We start from the raw sequence: 22189 nt of genomic DNA on the forward strand, positions 1-22189 counted from the left end.
GTATTTTATGACAACCATACTTTTAGCTCGTCATGGTCAGGCCTCTTTTGGTCAAGAAAACTACGATCAGCTTTCAGAGCTAGGTGAAACTCAGGCCAAAATGCTAGGTCAGCATTATGCAAATACCCAGCGCCGAATCGATGCGATATTTACGGGTAATTTGGTCAGGCAACAAGACTCTGCGCGCCATTTTTGGGAGGGTTATCAACCTCTCGTTCATATCAATAACGGCGATAGTACACCAACTGTATCAGCCATCGACTTTGACGAGCCTGATAGTTATATTTTGCCGCAATTCGATGAGTTCAATCATAAAGACGTGTTTGTGAAGTCAGCTGGGAATTTTGGTAATCGAGCTGAAATTGCCAAAGCAGAATCACCGTCCACGCGTTTGGCTGAGCTATTTGACCAAGCGATGCAGCGCTGGCATGCTGGCGACAATGATCAAGACTATATTGAAAGCTGGCCGCAGTTTAATGACCGAGCACAGCAAGCCCTTGAACAAGTACGTACAAAAATAGCCAATATGAGTTTAGATCAGGACAGTACGGTGTTGGTCTTTACCTCAGGTGGCGTCATCGCTGCCATTACCGCGCAGCTCTTGAAACAAGGTAGCCAAACCGCTTATCAGTTAAATAAAAGCTTAGTAAATACAGGCGTAACATCTATCACCCTAAAAAATCAGAGTACGCGTTTGTTGTCTTTAAATGAATACAGTCATCTATTCTCTGAAGGTAAGCGTTTTGTGACGTGGCGTTAGGCTGACAGCACATCGTAGTGATATATTAAAGCCGTGATAAAGTAGCTATTTTAAATATGTGACCGCTACGTATATCGTTAACGTCAGTCATTATATTTGTTGAGTATTTTTCGTTTATTTTTACAACTGACAAGCTCCATCTATCGATTTGCGATATTATAGGCTATCGATTTTATCTAATATTGATATAAAAAGGATTGTCTATGAAAAATAAATTGATCAATTTAGTAACCAAAAGCGCTAAACAAAGTAAAAATCAGGTGTTTAGTGCGATTCAGCCGTCGCGATATCTAAAAGAGCTAAATGAGCAGCAAGTAGGGAAAAATAAGACTGTATTGATTACTGGTGCCAGTTCAGGATTGGGCGAGGGCATGGCAAGATTGTTTGCTAAGCTTGGTTACAACCTCGCTATCTGTGCGCGCCGTACTGATCGTTTAAAAAGCCTGCAGTCAGAGCTGGTCGCAGCATATCCCAATATACGCGTTGAGTACCGAGCATTAGATGTCAGTGATTATGTTGCTGTTTTTGAGGTATTTGATGCATTTGCTGCTGACTTTGGCACGATTGATCGTATAGTGGTCAATGCCGGTATTGGCGATAGCCGCCGCATTGGTAAAGGACGTTTTGATACCAACCGCCGTACCGTTGAGGTTAATTTTATCTCGGCATTAGCGCAATGTGAAGCTGCGATGAATATCTTTCGGGCTCAAAATAGCGGTCATCTGGTGGCAATGTCGAGTATGTCAGCGATGCGTGGCCTACCTAAGCATTTGACGGCTTATGGCGCTAGCAAAGCAGGTTTGGCGCATCTTGCAGAAGGTATTCGTGCTGATATGCTATTGACTAAGCTACCTATCAAGGTGTCTACCATTTATCCCGGTTACATCCGTACTGAGATTAATACGAATGCCAAGCCATTGCCGTTTGAGGTGGATACTGATACTGGTACCAAAGCGATTGTTGCAGCGATTGAAGCAGGTGTGGAAGAAGCGTGCGTACCAAGCTTGCCATGGTCGATTGTAGGTCAGGCAATGAAGCGTTTGCCGCTGCAAGTGATGAGTCGATTGAGCTGATACGAGAGGTTTGTTCAACAAAAACAAAAAGCCCACTTTAATAATAGTGGGCTTTTTTGTCTCTATGGCAAAATCATAATGTACAGATTACAACGTTTGCGGGTTGTCTGATATGTGCTGCTCACGTAGCTTTTGACGCAATACTTTACCCACGTTGCTTTTTGGTAGTTCGCTGACAAACTCTATGTGACGCGGGCATTTATAACCGGTTAAATTATCCAGTGCAAACTCTTTGATGTCTTCTTTGGTGACATTATTATCTGCAGGGACAATATAGATTTTGACGGCTTCACCTTGGTTTTCATCAGGGATGCCAATCACGGCGCAATCAACGATACCCTCGTGGTCAAGCATAACGGCTTCGATCTCATTTGGGAACACATTAAAACCTGAGACCAAGATCATGTCTTTTTTACGGTCTAGTAAAGTGAAGTAGCCTTTTTCATCCATGCTCACGATATCACCAGTACGGAAATACCCATCGCGAGTAAAATCGGTCGTGTTGTCTCTATTAAAATAGCCTGACATGACGTTCGGACCTTTGATGCACATCTCACCTGCCTGATGCATGGCGACACGTTCACCATTTTCGTCGACGACGATGATATCGACACTAGGAACTGGTATGCCAATAGAGCCATTGAATTTGCGGTCAGTGATCACATTAGCAGTACCGCCAGCGACACCTTCAGTCATACCCCAACCTTCGACCATAGGGCATCCAGTCACTTCTAACCAACGTGCTGCGGTTTGTTCAGTTGCTGCCATACCGCCCGCCTGAGTGATGCGTAGGGCGCTAAAGTCCAAATCTTTAAAGTTTGGCTGATCAAGCAATCCTTTAAATAGGGTGTTGACCGCAGGGAAAATGTGGAATGGCTGCTTGGATAGGGTTTTAACAAATCCTGGCATATCGCGTGGATTGGGTACTAATATAAAGGTATAACCTGAGCGCATACCAAGTAGGCTGAGCATAAAGGCGAAAATATGATAAAGCGGTAATGCCATCACCATATTAATGTATACCTCGTTGATGCCAGAGGTCACAGGGCGATACCAAGCTTCTGACTGCATTGCCGCCGCGACGACATTACGCTGGGTTAAAACAGCCCCTTTAGACAGACCAGTTGTACCACCTGTGTACTGCAGAATTGCCTTTTGTTGCAACGTAGTTTTGGGGGCTTGAAGCGGTAAGTTGCGCCCTTTTTTCAGTACTTCAGGGAACTTGGTAACATTGTATTTTGGATCATTCAGGTTGTACTTGGGCACCAAGCGTTTGACCTGACGGATAACGGTATTCACCAAAATACCTTTTAGACCCATCATATCGCCCATTTTTGATAGGACAATACGTTTGATATTGGTCTCTTCGATGACCTGCTCAAGCGCTTGAGCGAAATTGTCCACCACAAAAATCACCTGAGCACCTGAATCATTTAACTGATGACGTAGCTCACGACCGGTATACAGTGGGTTAATAGGAGTGCAGACATAGCCTGCGCGTAAGATACCAATCATGATTGGCAAATATTGTGGGACATTTGGCATCATAAGTGCCACGACGCTGCCTTTAGGTAAGCCTTGAGCTTGTAACCATGCTGCTACTGCCAGTGACGCCTTATCAACATCATCATAGGTATGAGTCACACCCATACAGATAGTCATCGGATGCATACGAAAACGATTGAAGCACTCTTCATATAGTTCTATGAGGCTTTCATATTGATCAGGGTTAATAGTCTTGGGTACGTTTTCTGGGTATTGAGCAAGCCAAGGTTTATCTGCTGTCATGCCTAGCGTCCTTAAATTAAGATAAGTTAAGGTTCTATAAAAAAGTAGTCACATCCATGTCGACGATATACATCAGTGCCTTTTGAGCGATGAATTGTCGAGTGCTATCCTTTGTTTTCACATACTGCTAAAGTACAGAGTCCTTTATAAAATTTGATTCAACTACCAAGAATGAGCTACTAAAAAATAAGCATCTGAGTAGATCAAACGGCTGATTACTGTTTTTAAAATTAAAATCCTTATTCAAATCAACAGTAATAAAGTGCCCTAAATTGAATATTCAATTAATCTAAATTGATAGAAAACTTAGTGACACATTTCGGCATTACATTAACATAACTACAACTAAATTCGTTACGGCTATCCAAGAACTCAATAGTTTATATTTACGTTTGATATATTGAACAATATGTGTTGAAAGGTAAAAGAGACAAGAGGTTCACGCTAATGAATGGCATTTATCATTTATACAATCATTGGTAAAAGTTATAAAAATGACGATTAAAGAGGAATACATAGAATGAAAAAAGCGCCTTACAGTTAAGATAAAGGCGCTTTTTTATTGAGGGGATTTGCTTATTGTTGAGGATGTTCTGCGTGATGTTTTTCACGTAATTTTTGGCGTAATACTTTGCCGACATTACTCTTTGGTAGGTCGCTCACAAATTCAATGTGACGAGGGCACTTATAACCAGTCAGATTGTCTAGGGCAAACTCTGTAATGACTTCTTTAGTCACGTTATTGTCTGCAGGCACAATATAAATTTTAACCGCCTCACCTTGGCGCTCATCAGGAATACCAATCACTGCACAGTCAATAACACCATCGCAGTCTAGCATCACAGATTCAACTTCATTTGGGAAGACATTGAAGCCTGAAACCAAGATCATGTCTTTTTTACGGTCTAGTAAAGTAAAGTAGCCTTTCTCATCCATGCTAGCGATATCGCCAGTACGGAAATAACCGTCACTCGTAAAGTCATTAGTACTGTCTCTATTGTAGTATCCTGAGGTCACGTTAGGGCCTTTGATACACATTTCACCTGCTTGGTGAGTACCCACACGCTCGCCATTTTCATCAATGAGGATAATGTCGACGTTCGGTACTGGGATGCCAATTGTACCGTTGAATTTGTCATCGGTTACGAGGTTGGCAGTACCACCAGCGACGCCTTCAGTCATACCCCAGCCTTCAACCATAGGGCAGCCTGTGACCTCTAACCAGCGCTCTGCTGTTTGTTTGGTGGCTGCCATACCACCTGCTTGAGAGATGCGTAGGGGGGCAAAATTCAAGTTTTTGAAGGTTGGTGTATCAAGCAGTCCTTTAAACAACGTATTGACCGCAGGGAAGATATGAAACGGCTGCTTGGACAAGGTTTTGACAAATCCTGGCATATCACGCGGGTTAGGTATCAATATAAAGGTATAGCCCGAGCGCATACCGAGTAAGCTCAGCGAAAAAGCAAAAATATGATAAAGCGGCAATGCCATGACCATATTGATATATACCTCATTGATATCTGAGGTCACTGGGCGATACCATGCTTCTGCCATTAATGCAGCGGAGACAATATTGCGCTGGGTCAGTATCGTGCCCTTAGACAGTCCTGTAGTACCGCCTGTGTATTGCAAGATAGCTAATTGATCTAAAGTCATTTTTGGCGCATGAAAAGGTAAGTTTTTACCTTGTTTGAGCACGTCCGGGAATTTGGTAACTTCATGCTTTGGATCGTTGAGCTCGTATTTGGGTATCAAGCGTTTGACTTGACGGACAATAGTATTTACTAGCATACCTTTTAGGCCCATCATATCGCCAAGTTTAGATAAGACGATACGCTTGATGGCAGTCTCATCTACTACTTGCTCAAGGGCCTGCGCAAAATTGTCCACCACAAAAATCACCTGAGCACCTGAATCATTTAGCTGATGGCGTAGCTCACGACCTGTATACAGTGGGTTAATAGGAGTACAGACATAGCCTGCACGCAAGATGCCAATCATCGTTGGTAGATATTGCGGTAGGTTTGGCATCATCAGTGCGACGATACTACCTTTAGGTAGACCTTGCGCCTGTAACCATGCGGCAATGGCAAGAGAAGCGTTATTCACATCATTATAAGTATGCGTAACACCCATGCATATACTCATTGGATGCCCGCTAAAACGCTCGAAGCACTCCTCGTACAACTCCATCACGCTGCCATAAGTATCAGGATTAATCGTCTTTGGTACACTTGCCGGATATTGGTCAAGCCAAGGTTTGTTTGGCATCATAGTCAGCGTCCTTGCAGTTTGATATAGGTGAATGTTTTTTAAGAAAGCAGTCATATGCATGTCAATATCACAAATCAGCATTAATGTGATTAACCTGCTATTGGATGCAGTAACGTCCGTGTCTGCTTGCTTTTGTTGCCATTGCTCAATGCTAATTAACTACTGATGGGTGAGTTAAATGAATCAAACAATTAGATAATCCAATGACAGAAATAACCTGTATTTCAATTAGATATTATCTGGTTTTTGCAACTACGGTATCAAAAAAACGATACATTTAAGCAATACAGTAGCATGAATAATGTTGAAGACAATAATAGAAAGCAAGACTGAGCAGTACATAGATAAAGCTGAAAAATTTGATACATCTATGATGTTTAAGAAATGAGATAAAGTAAGGCGTATTTTTGAGCTGGTAATGAATATAAAAACAGAGCAGATTGTTTATTAATGATGAGTAAAGCAATTGGCTGTTTAGATGAGTTAATGAGCTTATATAGATAAACAACGGTCTGGTTTTTCAGAATGATAACGCTTGATCGTGAAACTGAGGGATCAGATCAGAGGAGAAACTATCGAGGTAAAATAAACTGCTGATTTTTATTAAAAAAGCGTCGATAAATCAGTAAAGCACTAATCGTACAGCCAAGCGTACTACTTACACATATCAAAAACATCGTCACTATCTGATAGCGCACCGCTTGAGTGGGATCGGCGCCAGCTAGTATTTGCCCCGTCATCATGCCGGGCAAGCTGACAATACCGACGACCAACATAGAGTTGAGCGTTGGGGTCATCCCATTGGTAATCGCAGCACGTATCTGCTCATGCACAGCTTCAAATGGTCTAGCAGAAAGGCTTAACATCATCTCGATACGTCCTTGCTGCTCATGAAAAGCTTCGATCAGTTGATTGCTCGTTAATGAGATGGCTGTCAAAGAATTGCCCAATATCAGCCCCAATATAGGAATAATGAATTGCGGGGTATACCAAGGCTGTACTCTTAGGATAACTATCATCGCTATCGCAGTGACCAGTGTCGCTGAGGTACCTACGGCTAGTAACGTATCAGTTAGCAACCCTTTATAGCTGCGTTTGACACGATTTTTGGCGGCACTGCCTGCAATCAGAGTCATGATGGTCAAAATCAGCAGAACTTCATACCACTGCTCACGGGCAAAAATCCATGCCAGTATCAGACCAATAAAGCTAAGCTGCACGATGGTGCGAATAGCAGCGATCAAGAGCGTTTTTGTCAGTTTTAAGCGCAGTTGCCATGAGATGAGTAGTACGATGATAATCATACAACTGGCGAGTGCAATATCACTGTAAGTTAGAAATACTTGCATATCGTCCGTACCATTCATGGGTGCTCATGATAAAAAGGTGAAAAAAGATGGGAGTATAATGAACGCAATCTACTCAAGGTTTTGGGGAAAACTTTAACAACAGTGTTCTATAATACCTCAGTTAGTACACCTGCTTGCATACGCCAATGTCTATGAGCCAGCGGCATGATATCTTTGGTATCGTGAGTTACCCATAACAATGTGCGCTGAGTATCTGCTTGTAACCACCTCGTAAGAAGAGTGACCATCTGCGCTGAGGTATCGATATCTAGCGCAGCGGTTGGTTCATCTAGCAATAGTACTTGTGGATTTAATTGCAATAGACGCAACGTATTCACCAGTTGACGCTCACCACCAGATAAATGATGAGCCTCTTGTTGTAAAAAGTCTGAATGTCTATTGAGCGTCTCAAGCTGGGATATATGCCAAGCCATATCAAAACTCTGAGTCCGATGTGCTTGTAGGTCATAAGGCATTTTTAGGTTTTCAAGCACGCTCCCTTCTAATAACTGTGGATGCTGAGCAAGTAGAGCAACGTGCTTACGCCAGTCCGTAGGTGAAGCGGTATGGATGCTTTCATGGTTCTGATTTGGCGTGGCATTATCTCGTAGATGAATATCGCCAGTGGTCATCGGCAATAATCCTGCCAGCACCCGCAATAGTACTGACTTGCCACTACCAGAAGCACCAGTTAAAACGGTAACTTGCCCTGATAATAGCTTGCCACTCGCATCATTTATCAATATGCGACTATGAGGCGATAGGCCATCAGATAGCAAATTTTTTTGTCGCTTATTTGACCATCTTTGATAGAGCTTATGCGGTACAAAGGTTTTTGTCTGTTCATCACTACTATGCTTAGGATTATCGCCACCGACTACCGGTCTGCCATGCACCCAGAGAGTATTAAATTCAAGCAAGGGTCTATCAGGATCAATGCGCATAGCGTTCTACAGTCGCTCGTTCATTTGCTCACTAATCGCTTGCTCAATGGCATCTTGTAGCTCTCTTGGTACACGGATAGGGCGCATTGGTGTGGTATTCACTGCGTTGTCAGGTTGATTATTATTTATTTCGTTATTAGCCATTGGTTCTGGCTTAACGAGGTTTTGTACACAAGCAATGACGATTTTGGTGCTACTTAATAGTTGGTTACTAGCTTTGTCTGATGTGCTGCGATGAATGCTTTGATAAAATATGATGCTGGCAGGCTTTAGCTCTACTTTATCGATATGTACAGAGATGACTTCATCTAAGAGAATGGCTCTCTTGTATTGTAAATCCGCCTGACTCACGACAAAATGTTGTATGTCGCCATCATCAGTTTGTAAAAAGTAACCGTTTAAGCCCAGTTTGGTAAACCAATCACGGCGGCAGTTTTCGAAAAATACCAGATGGTTAGCATGATAAACTATGCCGCCTGCATCCGTATGGTTGATGTAGACGTTATAATCTTTAGCAAATAGTGGTTCCATATTATTCACGGCTGTATTTTTATTTTTATGCTCAGTTGTCGTCATAAGGGTGCTCAGTATTTTTGATAAAGGTTGTGTAGCGAACGTAATTTATATATGCGGGCAAATAAGAAACCCAACAAAAAATAGTCTCTATTATATTTATAATAAGAGCTACTCTAGCTCAAGATATAAGGCCATGCAACAGCTAGGACAGCCTAGGTCTGTTATCATAGACATTTGCATCGCATACATCTATATCAGCACCGTATTTTAATCAATCAGTATAGGACAGTTTATGACCCGTTTTGTCAGTTTTAATATCAATGGTATCCGCGCGCGCCAGCATCAGCTTGAGGCAGTGCGCGAGGTAATCGATCCTGATGTCATGGGTCTACAAGAGACCAAAGTCCATGACGATCAATTTCCACTTGATGACATAGAAGGTCTAGGATATCACGTAGAGTATTTCGGGCAAAAAGGACATTATGGCGTGGCATTATTGTCGAAAGTGGCGCCTATATTTGTACAAAAAGGTTTTCCTAGCGAAGATGCTGAAGCACAAAAGCGTTTCATACATGCACGCTATAAGTTCGAAGGGCGTGAAGTGGATGTGCTCAACGGTTATTTTCCACAAGGAGAGAGCCAAGACCATCCGACCAAATTTCCGATGAAGCGTGCTTATTATGCAGATTTAATGGCTTATATTGATACACTAAAGGCAGAAGGTCGTTCGATCATTGTCATGGGTGACATGAATATTGCACCAGAAGACATTGATATCGGTATCGGTGAGGTCAATGCAAAGCGCTGGTTAAAAAATAGAAAAACCTCATTTTTGCCAGAGGAACGCGAGTGGTACTCAGCATTGATGTCGCGTGAGTTGACCGATACGTATCGTCTGCATTATCCAGAGAGTACAGAATTATACAGCTGGTTTGATTATCGCAGTCGCGGCTTTAATGATGAACCTAAGCGCGGTCTACGTATCGATCATATCCTATGTACCTCAGACCTTGTCAGTGAATGCATCGATGCTGGAATCAGCTATGAGCTGCGTGCGATGGAAAAACCCTCAGATCATGCGCCAATCTGGTCGGCATTTGATTTAAAAAAACCGTAATATTTAGATATAGTTAATCCACTATAAAAGCGTTAAGGCGTTAACCTCGCTTGAAGTATGACATATACATCTGCACTCGGTTGCCTTGTACCACCTTTAAATTGGATCAACTATAGTGTTTATTACATCACCTAAAAACAACGATAAAAATTGAAAAATAAGGATTTTACTATGGCTGTTGGAAACGTAACAGTACCTGATACTATTTATCCCATTGATGGCATTAAGCTGAGCGCAACTGCAGCAGGCGTACGCTACAAAAATCGTGATGATTTGGTCGTGATCGAAATCGCTGAGCAGGCCACGACCGCAGTTGTCACGACTAAAAATACATTTTGCGCCGCGCCTGTACGTATATTACGTGAGCACTTTGCCAAGGCCAGCCCGCGCTATTTGGTCACTAATACGGGTAATGCAAACGCAGGCACGGGCGCTGATGGTAAACGCCGCGCTACTGAAATCTGTATCGCTTTGGCTGAGAAAGCTGGCGTAGAGGCTAATACAGTACTGCCATTCTCTACTGGCGTGATTGGCGAGCCATTAAATAGTGACGCGGTCATTGCAGGTCTAGACAATGCGCTGGCGAACTTAGCCTATGACAGCTGGCTGGCTGCTGCTAACGGTATTCGAACAACAGATACTATCCCTAAGCTTGCTAGCCAAAAAATCGAGGTTGCAGGTACTAGCTATCATATCACTGGCATGTCAAAAGGCTCAGGCATGATCCGTCCAAATATGGCGACTATGCTAGGTTATGTCGCAACAGATGCCAATATCGCGGCCGACTTATTGCAAGAGATGCTAAGCGCTATCAATGAGCAATCTTTTAATCGTATTACTGTTGATGGTGACACATCGACCAATGACTGCTGCGTGTTGATTGCGACAGGCGCTGCCAGCTCAGATATGATTGATAGTCCAACGCATCCGCATTATCAACCTGTTTTTGATGCATTGACCGAAGTATTTGTACGTTTGGCACAGCTCATTGTGCGTGATGGTGAAGGCGCTACTAAATTCATGACCGTCAAAGTGACTGGTGGTCAGACCACGCAAGAATGTTGCGATGTAGCTTATGCAGTGGCGCATTCGCCGCTGGTAAAAACGGCATTCTTTGCGAGTGATGCAAACTGGGGACGCATCTTGGCGGCAGTCGGTTATGCTGGTATTGGCGACCTAGACACCGAGCAAGTCGATGTGTATTTGGATGAGGTGATGATTTGTCAAAATGGCGGTGTCGCGCCCAGCTATACAGAAGAAGCAGGTAAGAAAGTCATGAGCCGCGCTGAGATTACTATTCACATTGATCTTGCTCGTGGCGATGCTAGCGATACGGTGTATACCTGCGATTTGTCATACGACTATGTCAAGATAAACGCTGACTATCGCAGTTAGAAAAGGTCTTAAAAGTTTCAATCTCAATAGATTTTTTTAAATCTATTTATAAAAAGCCAGAGTAAATATTGCTCTGGCTTTTTAGTGTCTAACACTAAGCTATTATCAAATTACTCTGTTATTCAATACGTTTTATTAACATCAGTTGCAAAAGCTGACGTTACTTTACAAAGCAGTCATAGAGAGTAAGGTGAGTTGAGGCCTATACTTGCTCGGGTAAACAGATGATATTCACTACACCGCTAGTAAAGCTGGCTGGAGATTTCAATTAGCGTGACTCTAAATATCATCATGATAGAAAGAAGCTTTGTTGCATGAAGAAATGCAGTAAAGTTTTTAAAATAATAAATTTAGATAGAAAACGAAGAATTATTACCAATTATCTGAGGATTTAATAATGAAAAAATTAGCACTTGTAGCATTGATGACAACTTTTGCTCTTACTGGTTGTTCTACTATGGACATGGACAATGAGCGTACAATGGTTGTAGAAGGACAGCCTATGAACGTCAAAGTGGTAAATATTCCAAGTTTTGAAGTAGAAATTGCACCGCGTAAAGCAGTTTGTGACCTGACTGCAACAGACGGTACGATGGTTGAATCACAGTGCCTACAGTATCGCCAAACCTATCAGAAAAACTACACTACTCTAAATGGTAATATCCAAGGCTTTACTTACGAGCCAAACTATCGTTACGTATTAGATGTACGCCAAGAAGCCGTCACTGCTGAAGGCTCTAATGTGGTCAAACCAGTTTGGATCTTAAACGAAGTCGTTTCAAAAACTGCTGAATAAGATAGCTTGAAAGTATACGCTTAATAAAAAGGCCGCTAATAGATTAGCGGCCTTTTTATTGATACGATATCTGCTGCTATGATGAGATAGCGTGATTGAAAGTAAAGTTTAACATTAACATTAACATTGACTGTAGTTAACACTGACGCCGCGCGTCGCAGTAGGAATTCTATTATCAGCGTAGACAGCTAGGCCACCACGAGCGGTCTCTTTATATTTATCAGACATATCAGCACCTGTCTGCTTCATGGTTTCTATAGCCTTATCCAAAGAGACAAAGTGCTGACCATTTCCTCTACAGGCTAGACGTGCTGCATTGATAGCTTTGACCGCACCCATGGCATTGCGCTCGATGCAAGGCACCTGCACTAGACCACCAATAGGGTCGCAGGTTAGACCTAAATTATGCTCAATACCGATTTCTGCCGCATTTAAGCATTTAGCTGGTGTGCCATTCATGATTTCTGCTAATGCAGAACCTGCCATCGCACACGCCGATCCAACCTCGCCTTGGCAGCCGACTTCAGCACCAGAGATGGAGGCGTTTTGCTTGATTAGGCTACCGATAGCGGTAGCATTCAATAAAAACTTGCGGACACCATCTTGGCTATAGTTAGGTAAAAAATCACGATAGTAGTGCAATACTGCAGGAATGATACCTGCTGCGCCATTGGTGGGTGCGGTCACGACTTTGCCGCCATTGGCGTTTTCTTCATTGACGGCGAGCGCGTATAAGTCTACCCAATCCATGGCGGCTAATTTATCAGTTTTGGTGATAGGTTGGTCTTTTTCCGCAGACAGTTGCATGTGTAAATCTTGTGCACGGCGTTTGACATCCAAGCCACCTGGCAAAATACCGCCATTTTCACAGCCTTGTTTGACGCAATCTTGCATAACCTCCCAAATACTATCTAGGTAGGCAAATACTTCTTCTTTGTCATGGAAGTGACATTCGTTTGCTAGTACCAATTCGCTGATGCTCAAATCATGCTCACGACATTGCTCTAGTAGCTCTGCTGCGTTATTGAACGGGTAGGGAACTCTATCGATGGTCGGGCTAGCATGATCTTCGTCTGGGTTAGTCGCATCTTCTTCATTGATAACAAAACCGCCACCGACTGAATAATAAGTCTGCTGATAACGAATACCGTCAGTCGATATAGCACGAAGCGTCAATGCGTTAGGGTGATAGGGCAGGACAGTGTCGTCGTACCAATAAATATCCTGCTCTGTATCAAATGCAATCGTGTGAATACCTGACACATCTAATGTCTTGCCAGAAAAAATAGGAGAAAGATAGCTGCCGGTCATACGTGTATCAATGGTGCTAGGTGTATGGCCAAGTAACCCTAACAATATAGCAGTATCTGTTGCGTGCCCTTTTCCTGTCGCCGCCAAAGAGCCATAAAGCTCAATTTCAATCTTTGCGATAGCCGTCAGTTCCATTTGCTTGGTCAATGAGGCTAAAAATAAATTGGCTGCCACCATTGGTCCCACTGTATGCGAGCTTGATGGACCAATGCCGATCTTAAATAAATCAAAAATACTAATCATAATGAGTTACCGAAAAATTCAAAAGCTTGAGCAATTGTGATGATTGCCTTGAGCGCTTTTATTGAAAATATAATAGGCAGTCATCGCTCGCAGGCACCGTTAAAAGGTACTTGTGAGTGGCTGTCTATGGAAAGGGTGCTGTAAAAGAGTACAAGTGGTGACTGAATAATCACTTTTATTTATTTTGAAACTCCGCTATCATGCTCGGAGTCAACGACTATGTAACATCCTGTAAGTCAGTACCGCTATTAAGTATGCTAGCTTGTAGAAGACAGAAAGTATTTTTGATAGTACATATTAACCTGATACAACTAGCAAGACTTGGCTATCATACCAAATAATACTTTTGGTTTGTCATATTACAACATAAACGAATGAATTGGGATGACATATTATGGGTAGAGTATTATAACGTTTTTCTACCTATATGACCTGCTATCCATACAACCCTGTCTATCAGCCTCTCAATTCAGCTCAGTTTTTACTTTATTAGTTATTTTAGCCTATTACCTCAGCTCACATAGGACACGCGCGCATGCCATCTCAAAAAGACCCATCATCAGCTTCAGACAACAGCGCTCAAGATCAGTCAGCTCAAAACTCATTAGAGGTTGCAGGTATTGATTCAGCAGCGATCAGTTATCCGCACAATCCAGATTTTGAAAATGGTCGCTGGTTTCCGACATGGCGACCTTACAAAGGCGATTTGGATCGTGATCCAGTGGGTATCAATGATTATCTGCCACCATCGAAGAGTGTATTACTTGGTATACAACATACGTTTGCCATGTTTGGTGCGACCGTCCTTGCGCCATTATTGATGGGATTTGACCCTAACTTAGCCATTTTGATGTCTGGTATCTGTACGGTGATGTTCTTTATGATCACTGGTGGACGTATGCCAAGCTACTTGGGGTCAAGCTTTGCTTTTATCGGTCCGGTGATTGCGGTGACTGCGTATGCAGGGGCAGGGTTCAATGATAATTTGAATGTCGCGTTAGGCGGTATCATGGCCTGCGGTATCATTTATGCGTTGATTGGCCTGTTGGTGATGAAAACCGGCACTGGCTGGATTGAGCGCTTGATGCCGCCTATCGTCACCGGTGCCATTGTCATGATTATTGGTCTTAATTTGGCGCCAGTCACTATTCAGGGCGTATCTGCCAATCAGTTTGATGCTTGGATGGCTACGTTGACTGTATTACTCATCAGTGGGGTGGCGGTGTTTACCCGTGGCATGTTGCGTCGTTTGCTACTACTCGTGGGTTTGGTATTATCATACATTGCTTATTTTGTGATGACCAATATTCTAGGTTTTGGTGCGGCAATTGATTTTAGCGCAGTCGCTGCGGCTTCATGGTTTGGCTTGCCAAGCATTCATACCCCGCGCTTTGAGATGAGCGCTATTATTCTCATTGCGCCTGTCGCCTTTATTTTGGTCGCTGAAAACTTAGGTCATTTTAAGGCAGTGGAAGGTATGACCAAGTCTCGCGTGACCCCTTATATGGGCCGAGCATTTTTTGCCGATGGCCTGGCAACGACTTTCTCAGCAGGATTTGGCGGTACAGGTGTGACTACTTATGCTGAAAACATTGGGGTGATGGCGGTCACCAAAGTATATAGCACGACGATATTTGTCGTAGCAGGTGTGGTCGCTATCATATTAGGACTATCACCAAAATTTGGTGCCATTATCCAAACGATACCAGCGGCTTTATTAGGCGGCGCTTCTATCGTTGTTTTTGGTCTGATCACGATCGCTGGGATAAAAATCTGGATCGATAGCCACATCGATTTTAGTAAAAACAGCAATTTGATCATCGCGGCAGTAACCGTAATCATGGGTACAGGTAATTTTAGCTTGCACTTAGGTGGTTTTGATTTGGGTGGTATCGGTACCGCCACTTTAGCTGCTATCGTATTAAATGCTCTATTTCATCAAAGTTCTGACGTTAAATAAGTGATGCTAATAAGATTAAAGTTTGCGCCTATCGAATACAGATAGTAAAAGCATATATCCTTTAACAAAAAGCGCCCATGCTATCTGTAGCATGGGCGCTTTTTGTTGAATGACGGTGTTGAGTAGCTGTATCAATATCACTTAATTACTTATAGTCTCGCTTATAAAACCTTGAAAAAAATCGATAGCGGCGCAATGCACGCGGTTTTGGTTTTAGTGACCCTAAATAAATAGCAAACATGGTTAACAAGGCACCGCCCCATTGTAAGCTGTTGATAGGTTTGTCCAGCCAGCTATAATCAATGACAAGTGCTGCAATAGGCTCGGTTAATAGTAACAAACCAGTCAATACCAGAGACAACTTGGGAATAGAATAGGCAATCAGTCCCCATGCCAAACACTGCATCACTGTGCCGTAGATAAGCACCCAACCAATCTCCGACCATGTGTTGGGCAAGATATGACCTGTATCGAATATAAACATAGGCACAATCATCGCTAAGACGCCACCGATACTAATCAGTTGCATCAGCATAAATATCGGTGTTGGTTCGGTATCATGTGTCTTTCGAATAAAAGTCATCGACGCGGCTAGCATTGCTCCTGACACAATACCCGTGACAAATCCCCAAGTGGCCGCTGAGTTGTGTGCAAATTCAGGACTGCCTATCATTGCAACGCCCAGCATCGCTAAAAATAAACTGATGATCTGCACGATAGATTGGCGCTCATTGAAATACAAAAAACCAATGGCAGCCAAGAAGAAGATTTGTAAGCTATTGAGCAAGGTCGAAATACCAGGACCCACAGCATAAATACTCTCGTGCCAAAGCGCCAAGTCTAATCCTAAAAATGCACCTGATAATAAACCATAAAAAATAGCACGTTTTGATTGTGGCATTTGTTGGCGCATCACCTTGGCCAAAATCGCAAAGACAATACCTGAAATGGCCAGTCGCCAAAATGACATCGCCCAGCCACCGATATCGACGTGAGCGACAATCAGACTGCCCAGCCCAAAGATAATACAACCGATAACCAAGCCAATAGGGGCAGCGCGTGAAGAAGCAGTCGCCATAAAACGTCCTTATACTATTATTTTTATGGTACTAGACCAATGTGAGGGTTAGCCAAAGCCCCATTGTCGTGGTTTTGAGCAAAAAATGAAATGGCAAAACCAAAATTTATTCTAGTTATTAGATAGGTCGTTGCTATAGATAATCTATTAAACTACATAGTACGAAAAAGTCTCTCGGGCAGTAGAACCATCTTGTGACCTTATTCACACAATAATGCTTGTACAACAGCGCTTATATAATCGAGTCACATCCTTACAGGAATGACATTGGCGCTGATATCACAATTTGTTAGTCTAGTATTCATAAAATCACCATTCATAATTCGCTATATCAAACAATCTACATCATTTGCCCAGGTTTGCTTATGCTCCGACATTTTATGTCAAAAATACAACCAAATGTGACCTCTTGTTTGCCTCTAAAAATATCGCAATTTAGCTTTGCGATAGGTATCGTTTCTAGTGCATTTTTTTTAATGCCTAGCGCACAAGCGGCCAGTTGCAAACTCCCCAAAAGCTACTATAAAAATGTCTCTTGTACCTCTACTAGCGGCTATTTTTTGGCAATCAAAGATTTTGGTGCCCCAGTCGCTCTGATTGACAGCAAAGGTAAAAGGGTCGTTGATTTATCACGCTATCAGAAAGTCGATGCCGACAAGATATCGGGCGGGTTACTACCTGTATTGCGCAACAGTCGAGTCGGTTATCTCAATATGCAGGGCCGCGAAGTTGTGCCAGCAATGTACGATATGCTCACAGGGAATCAAGGGTGGGCACGTCCAGTATCTGAAGGCCGTATCGTCGTAAAAAAAGATGGTAACTACGGTGTTATCAATACCTCCAACAGCACGGTTGTCTCGTTTTCAGCATCGATTGACGAGATCGATGATTATCGTAATGGGAGAGCGCGCGTCCGTAAAAACAGTGCGATAAGTTGGTTGGATAAAAATGGTAATGCAACGCGTGATCCAAATGCTCAGGATGATAGTCAGTCGGCTAAAAAATCCTCAGCTTCTCCTAACAATACATCATCACAATCAAGACAACCTGCACCCACACGTTTTACGACGTTACAGTCACGTCAGCAAGATGGAAAATGGGGCTTCGTTGACGATAACGACGTTACGATGATTACCTATTCGTTTGATGAAGTCCGTCCATTCTCTGAAGAATTAGCGGGCGTTCGTATCGGAGAAGAGTGGGGCTTTGTCAATCTGGGCGGTGAGCTAGTGATTCCTTTTCGCTTCACTAGTGATGGGGTATTGGCTGATGATAATTATAAGGGTCAACCCTCGTTTGTATTTACAGGTGGTAAGGCATGGATCGGCAATTTAAAAAACGGCAATAAAATGTGTATCGATAAAGAAGGCACAGGTGTCAGCTGCGATTAGCGTTATATCTGTAATTGGTATACAACGAAAAAGAGTGTAAGCCCTATCCATTATCGATAGGATTTACACTCTTTTTTATAGCTGGTGTTACTATAGGCAAATAGCTATTTTTCTAACAAATGATTGCTAATCAAATCGACCATATAAGGCTGATAATACTCTGGAATATCATGCGCCATACCTTCGATTAAATGAAACTTGGCATTAGGAATGGTTTTTGCCACCACTCGACCTTGTGATGCCGGTAGTAATCCGTCAGCGCTACCATGTAAGACAATTGTCGGTGCTTTGACTTGCTTACTAAAGCGGCTGATAGAGCCTGATGCCAAGATAGCATTAAGCTGCTGTACCGTACCAAGTGGGTGAAAATTGCGTTGATAGCGAATTTTGGCAATTTCACGCACCATGCGCACATTGACGTGACCTGGTGTACCAACAGTTTTCATAAACCAGACACTATGGCGTACGATATCACGCTCAGAGTGGCTCTCTGGACGATTGATAAGGGTGTATAGCTGCTTAGGTCTTGGCGGTTTTAAAAATGCTCGATTGGTCGTGGTAAACATAAGGGCCATACGCTGTACCAAGCTTGGATAACGTGCCGCCACAATTTGTGCAATCATCCCGCCCATAGAGGCGCCAAGCAGATGCGTTTTGCCAAGCTTTAGCGCCTTGATCAAACGCGCGGTGTCTTCTGCCATGTCAGTCAAGTTATAAGCAACCTGAGTGCTTTTGTTCGATAGCCCCGTTTGTAGGCGTACCATCATTTTGAGCTGGCTGATACGAGGTAGGCCCTCGATCTGTACTTTAGAAGACAGGCCGATATCACGATTGTCAAAACGGATCACAAAAAAACCAGCATCAATAAAGCGCTTAATAAAATTGTCTGGCCAAAATATCATTTGCGAACCCAGCCCCATGATCATCAGCAGCGGCGGATTATTAGGGTTGCCACCCGCTTCGACACACAGCTCTATACCATCACCAATATCAATCATTGCTTGATGAAGGTGTTGGCTAAGATCGGAGTCGCGCCACTGATGATTCCCAAACCGTTGCCATTCAGGAGTAGGGTAAAAGTCTAGAGTATTGTCTAAACTGGTATCTGACGTTTCCGGCAATTTGGCACTATTAATGTCATTTGATGTTGTCATGAAGTGTCCTAATTAGAGGGTCATCTACTACAGCTCAAGCATCTCAAAATCAAGCTTGCCGACACCGCACTCAGGGCAGGTCCAGTCATCAGGGATATCTTCCCATTTGGTACCAGGGGCAATACCTTCTTCAGGGCAGCCAAGCGCTTCATCATAGATCCAGCCGCAGACAATACATTCATAACGTTTCATAAATAGTCCTATCGATCATTACCAGTGTCACAGTGCGTCATAAACACTTATATTTCGTATTACAGTCATTATATTAGACGGTAAAAGCGCACGTAGTTTAGCATATAACCGTTATTTTCATAGTTAAGTTTACACTTGTATATTGAGATGACTTATCTTTTATCAAGGTAGGGATTCGTACTATTTTGCTACGACCAAATACAATAACGGGCGTCAATCTGCAATAAGAAAGTCAATTATGCTATAATAATCGCCGCCAAATTCACAGTGTTATCCATTATTTAGCACTGATACATTCGTATTTAGTTATTATCCAAGCCATATCTATTTATTATCTAAACCATATAAACACACACGCTAAGGGTTTTCATGAGTATTAACGCCGCCACATCTGCCACTACCGAAAATGAGACGACTACGATGCTCAATACAGACCATCCGTTTTGGCAGATTATTCGCACAGTACCAGACTTTCCAAAAGTCGGCATTGATTTTTATGATATTACTCCGTTACTGCGCAGTCATATTGATGCTGTCATCGATGCACTGCTTGCCGCATTACCAGAGGGACTGATGGATGAGGTGGATTGCTTAGGGGCTGTTGAAGCACGTGGATTTGTATTTGCCAGTATGCTGGCAGGACGATTGGGTAAGGGGATGATCTTGCTCCGTAAACCAGGTAAACTGCCACCACCTGTCGCTAATAAAGCATACGCGCTTGAGTATGGGAAAGACACGCTTGAGATGCAAAACAACTTGCCACCTGAACGCGTACTACTGGTCGATGATATCTTGGCGACTGGAGGCACATTGACGACCGCTTATGAGTTATGCCAGTCAGCCGATCATACTGTGGTCGGTGCATTAGTTTTATTAGATTTGGTTGAGCTACATGGCGAGTTCCCAGTACCTGTCTATACGGTACTAAAGGCGTAAGTCTGATCGTTCAAGAAAATTTATAGAGTATAAAAAAGCGCCCTGAAAATAATCAGGGCGCTTTTTTTGTGGTGAGTCTAATGATATTACGATTTGTTTTGCTCATAGCTTTTACAGGCGTATTCAATCAGCGTGCGACCAACGGTCTTTGGTGTGGTGATCTTAAAGTCTTTGGTGGTCAGTATAGGCTTCTCTGATTGCCAAGACTTAATGACTTTATTATCAGCACTATAATCGACGTAAGCTCTTTTATAGTAACTGAAATCTTTACAAGAAATCAGTAGTTGCTGATCGCTATGATGGATGGGTTTTTCTTTCACTGTGCTCTTATCTTTTTGCGTAGGATAGGTTCTTAGCAAAGAGACAGTAATGTTTTCGACGTCTTTTTCGTCTATGATGTTGATGTCAGAGTGTTCGATAGAGTCTACATCTAAGCTAAACGTCGATCCAGAGTCGCTCTCGGTCACCTCTACCCAATTGACCGCATGGGTGCTGGTCATTAAAACACTGCCTGCCAATAACATTGATAGCCGTTTCATACTTAAGCCTTGCTTCTTGTTATCTGAAGTCGCTCATGATAGCCAACTTACTGTGGGCAGGCAAATATCTTTTGTGCCAGACGAGTGCTTATCGTGTCTCGTTTATTGCCCGCGGATGGCCGCTAACGTCTTCGCCAGCTCATCACGTGCCCCGATGAAACCATCAATACCTTTTGGTAATAGATCTTGTGTGACCTTGTCTTGCTGATATGCCGCGCTGAACTCTTCATGCGTCAAGCTCACTTGGCTCATCGCTTGCATATCCATGGACATGCTCGGCGATAACTGACGAGGCACATCAATATCCATGGCTGCCAGCTCATCGATTAGGTTGGGTGCAATAGTCAACAAATCGCAACCTGCGAGTGCCAATATCTGCTCAGTCGAGCGGAAGCTCGCCCCCATGACTTGCGTATGATAGCCATGCTGCTTGTAGTATTGGTAAATGAGTTTGACAGATTGTACGCCCATGTCCTCAGAAGCCGGTACGTTTTGACGGCTTTGCTGGCGTTTTTGCCAATCTAAAATACGCCCTACGAAAGGAGAGATGAGCGTCACGCCCGCATCTGCGCAGGCGATTGCTTGATGCTGACCGAATAATAGGGTCAAATTACAGTGAATGCCTTGGGTTTCAAGATAACGCGCCGCTTCAATTCCCTGCCAAGTTGCTGCCATTTTGATCAATACTCGCTCTGAGTCGATGCCAGCTTTTTGATAAGCGTCCATAAACTCAAGGGCCTTGTCGATCGTCGCTTTAGTATCATAAGACAAACGCGCATCAACTTCGGTAGAAACGCGCCCTTCAATAAGCGCCAAAATATCACAACCAACTTGAATGGTTAGGGCGTCAATCACTGCATCTACATCGCCATTATGGCGGCTCATTGTTTCTGATAGCATACCTTGGTTATCAGGATGAATGAGGGCTTTGGTGATAAGGCTTGGATTGGTGGTCGCATCGATAGGTTTTAGTCGGGCAATAGCAGCAAGGTCGCCAGTATCAGCGACAATGGTCGTCATGGTACGTAATTGTTGTAATGCGCTCATCAGATATCCTTTTTCTTATTAATGATGTGGTGCTCCTCTTATATATGACAGGGTAGGGAGCTGAATGGAAACTGTAACACAGTTTTCTACGTGTGTTTGCTCATAGTTGTGCTATGCGCCACTGTCATATCACTTAACTGTGATAATATTAATAATAATTTGCTGGCTTATCACTATTTACGAATGGGCACTGACCTGAGTTTTTGCTATAGTAGAGCCGGTCATCCACTGGTCTGCTGTACTTGGCGACCAATATAGCAGTAATACCAGAGAACGCCAATGACACGCGATGTTTCTGATAGACTGTTTTTGGATGATGGTTAAAA

General features: G+C 43.0%; 19 protein-coding genes. 8 read left to right on the forward strand and 11 right to left on the reverse strand.

Annotated features, from left to right (window positions below):
• The first annotated feature begins 7 nt into the window (after window positions 1-7).
• Both QO189_RS02705 and QO189_RS02710 read left to right on the forward strand, forming a co-directional pair.
• Window positions 8-760, forward strand: coding sequence for a histidine phosphatase family protein (locus tag QO189_RS02705; protein WP_371531399.1), 753 nt, complete (start codon window positions 8-10; stop codon window positions 758-760).
• Between the two features lie 203 nt (window positions 761-963).
• The gene (locus tag QO189_RS02710; RefSeq protein ID WP_371531400.1) at window positions 964-1833 is read left to right on the forward strand and encodes an SDR family oxidoreductase; all 870 of its coding nucleotides are present in this window, start codon (window positions 964-966) and stop codon (window positions 1831-1833) included.
• An 87-nt stretch (window positions 1834-1920) separates the two neighbouring features.
• Here the strand turns inward: QO189_RS02710 and QO189_RS02715 are convergent, their stop codons facing one another.
• The 5 genes from QO189_RS02715 to QO189_RS02735 all read right to left on the reverse strand — a co-directional run bounded on the left by QO189_RS02715 (window position 1921) and on the right by QO189_RS02735 (window position 8764).
• Window positions 1921-3621, reverse strand: a complete 1701-nt coding sequence (locus QO189_RS02715; RefSeq protein ID WP_371531401.1) for an AMP-binding protein — start codon at window positions 3619-3621, stop codon at window positions 1921-1923.
• A gap of 576 nt (window positions 3622-4197) precedes the next feature.
• On the reverse strand, window positions 4198-5895 hold the full coding sequence (locus QO189_RS02720) for an AMP-binding protein (RefSeq protein WP_371531402.1): 1698 nt from the start codon (window positions 5893-5895) through the stop codon (window positions 4198-4200).
• A 572-nt stretch (window positions 5896-6467) separates the two neighbouring features.
• Window positions 6468-7262, reverse strand: coding sequence for an iron export ABC transporter permease subunit FetB (gene fetB, locus QO189_RS02725; protein WP_371531403.1), 795 nt, complete (start codon window positions 7260-7262; stop codon window positions 6468-6470).
• Between the two features lie 89 nt (window positions 7263-7351).
• A complete protein-coding gene (locus QO189_RS02730) occupies window positions 7352-8188 on the reverse strand; it encodes an ATP-binding cassette domain-containing protein (RefSeq protein WP_371531404.1) in 837 nt (278 codons plus the stop codon).
• Between the two features lie 6 nt (window positions 8189-8194).
• Window positions 8195-8764 carry a hotdog domain-containing protein gene (locus QO189_RS02735; protein ID WP_371531405.1) on the reverse strand — a complete coding sequence of 190 codons (570 nt, stop codon included), beginning with the start codon at window positions 8762-8764 and terminating at the stop codon, window positions 8195-8197.
• Between the two features lie 232 nt (window positions 8765-8996).
• Between QO189_RS02735 and xthA the strand changes: the two genes are divergently transcribed.
• The 3 genes from xthA (at window position 8997) to QO189_RS02750 (ending at window position 12012) form a co-directional block, all read left to right on the forward strand.
• On the forward strand, window positions 8997-9821 hold the full coding sequence (gene xthA / locus QO189_RS02740) for an exodeoxyribonuclease III (RefSeq protein WP_371531406.1): 825 nt from the start codon (window positions 8997-8999) through the stop codon (window positions 9819-9821).
• A 171-nt stretch (window positions 9822-9992) separates the two neighbouring features.
• On the forward strand, window positions 9993-11216 hold the full coding sequence (argJ, locus tag QO189_RS02745) for a bifunctional glutamate N-acetyltransferase/amino-acid acetyltransferase ArgJ (protein ID WP_371531407.1): 1224 nt from the start codon (window positions 9993-9995) through the stop codon (window positions 11214-11216).
• 397 nt (window positions 11217-11613) lie between these two features.
• The gene (locus tag QO189_RS02750) at window positions 11614-12012 is read left to right on the forward strand and encodes a DUF4377 domain-containing protein (protein WP_371531408.1); all 399 of its coding nucleotides are present in this window, start codon (window positions 11614-11616) and stop codon (window positions 12010-12012) included.
• A gap of 120 nt (window positions 12013-12132) precedes the next feature.
• On the opposite strand, the gene QO189_RS02755 is transcribed toward QO189_RS02750, so the two are convergent.
• Entirely contained in the window at window positions 12133-13566 is a 1434-nt protein-coding gene (locus tag QO189_RS02755) for an L-serine ammonia-lyase (RefSeq protein ID WP_371531409.1), read from the reverse strand.
• 535 nt (window positions 13567-14101) lie between these two features.
• Here QO189_RS02755 and QO189_RS02760 point away from each other — a divergent pair.
• On the forward strand, window positions 14102-15526 hold the full coding sequence (locus QO189_RS02760; RefSeq protein WP_371531410.1) for a solute carrier family 23 protein: 1425 nt from the start codon (window positions 14102-14104) through the stop codon (window positions 15524-15526).
• Window positions 15527-15671: 145 nt separating this feature from the next.
• Here QO189_RS02760 and QO189_RS02765 read toward each other — a convergent pair whose 3' ends face one another.
• Complete coding sequence (locus QO189_RS02765) at window positions 15672-16604, reverse strand: DMT family transporter (protein WP_371531411.1); 933 nt, start codon at window positions 16602-16604, stop codon at window positions 15672-15674.
• A 380-nt stretch (window positions 16605-16984) separates the two neighbouring features.
• Between QO189_RS02765 and QO189_RS02770 the strand changes: the two genes are divergently transcribed.
• The gene (locus tag QO189_RS02770) at window positions 16985-17995 is read left to right on the forward strand and encodes a WG repeat-containing protein (protein WP_371531412.1); all 1011 of its coding nucleotides are present in this window, start codon (window positions 16985-16987) and stop codon (window positions 17993-17995) included.
• A gap of 104 nt (window positions 17996-18099) precedes the next feature.
• On the opposite strand, the gene QO189_RS02775 is transcribed toward QO189_RS02770, so the two are convergent.
• Both QO189_RS02775 and QO189_RS02780 read right to left on the reverse strand, forming a co-directional pair.
• Window positions 18100-19149: an alpha/beta fold hydrolase gene (locus QO189_RS02775; protein WP_201601643.1), complete on the reverse strand. Its 1050-nt coding sequence runs from the start codon at window positions 19147-19149 to the stop codon at window positions 18100-18102.
• 27 nt (window positions 19150-19176) lie between these two features.
• Window positions 19177-19341: a rubredoxin gene (locus tag QO189_RS02780; RefSeq protein ID WP_057759803.1), complete on the reverse strand. Its 165-nt coding sequence runs from the start codon at window positions 19339-19341 to the stop codon at window positions 19177-19179.
• A 369-nt stretch (window positions 19342-19710) separates the two neighbouring features.
• Between QO189_RS02780 and QO189_RS02785 the strand changes: the two genes are divergently transcribed.
• Window positions 19711-20277, forward strand: coding sequence for an adenine phosphoribosyltransferase (locus QO189_RS02785; RefSeq protein ID WP_371531413.1), 567 nt, complete (start codon window positions 19711-19713; stop codon window positions 20275-20277).
• Window positions 20278-20363: 86 nt separating this feature from the next.
• Here QO189_RS02785 and QO189_RS02790 read toward each other — a convergent pair whose 3' ends face one another.
• On the reverse strand, window positions 20364-20816 hold the full coding sequence (locus QO189_RS02790) for a surface-adhesin E family protein (protein WP_093069139.1): 453 nt from the start codon (window positions 20814-20816) through the stop codon (window positions 20364-20366).
• A 102-nt stretch (window positions 20817-20918) separates the two neighbouring features.
• On the reverse strand, window positions 20919-21863 hold the full coding sequence (locus QO189_RS02795) for a transaldolase (protein WP_371531414.1): 945 nt from the start codon (window positions 21861-21863) through the stop codon (window positions 20919-20921).
• Window positions 21864-22189 lie beyond the last annotated feature (326 nt).

Origin of the sequence: Psychrobacter sp. Arc29 (assembly GCF_041431175.1) — a bacterium.
Taxonomy (GTDB): Bacteria; Pseudomonadota; Gammaproteobacteria; order Pseudomonadales; family Moraxellaceae; genus Psychrobacter.